At 65.6% G+C, this 675-nt stretch carries 3 tRNA genes; all 3 read right to left on the bottom strand.

The features are described from left to right. Positions 1–289: 289 nt before the first annotated feature. Positions 290–363 (bottom strand) — tRNA-Phe (locus tag CA983_RS44640). 24 nt (positions 364–387) lie between these two features. Further along, positions 388–462, bottom strand: a tRNA-Asp gene (locus tag CA983_RS44635). Positions 463–499: 37 nt separating this feature from the next. Beyond that, positions 500–572: transfer RNA gene (locus tag CA983_RS44630), tRNA-Glu, on the bottom strand. Between the last annotated feature and the right edge of the window lie 103 nt (positions 573–675).

The following is a 675-nucleotide window of genomic DNA, read 5'->3' as shown; positions in this document are numbered from 1 at the left end:
CCGAGGGCGGGGGCGGGGTGCGTAGACATACGCGATCCAGGATCTCATCCCGCGGATTTTCATGGCTAACGCTTTTGTCTCCGGCGGTTCGGCCGGGTCACGCGCCTCTCCGGACCTGGGTTTCCGATGGGGCCAGGGCTGGGGCCGGGGTCGAACCGGCGACCTTCCGCTGAGGCCGCTCACCTGAGGCCACGGGTCGCTGGTCGAGGCAGCCGTTGGCGTAGACGGCACAAAAGAGCCCCTCTCCACTAGCGATGGAGAGGGGCTCAAGCCCTGGTGAGGGCGGTTGTGGCTGGGGCCGGGGTCGAACCGGCGACCTTCCGCTTTTCAGGCGGACGCTCGTACCAACTGAGCTACCCAGCCACGAGGTTTCACGTGAAACCTCAGCGGTCCTGACGGGATTTGAACCCGCGGCCTCCACCTTGACAGGGTGGCGAGCACTCCAAACTGCTCCACAGGACCAAGCGTGTTGTACGACAGTGTCGCACAGGGTGGTGCGTGCCCCCAACGGGATTCGAACCCGTGCTACCGCCTTGAAAGGGCGGCGTCCTAGGCCGCTAGACGATGAGGGCTATCGGCCCGCCTGGGCGCTTCTCAGCGCGTCGGGGACGTGAGAAGCATATGGGATGGCGGAGCTATCGCCAAAACGGTTTAGGGGGAGGGCGTCGGGGACTC

Source organism: Streptomyces swartbergensis (assembly GCF_002148965.1).
In the GTDB taxonomy this organism is placed as follows: Bacteria; Actinomycetota; Actinomycetes; order Streptomycetales; family Streptomycetaceae; genus Streptomyces; species Streptomyces swartbergensis.
This window is presented reverse-complemented; position numbering and strand designations above follow the sequence as displayed.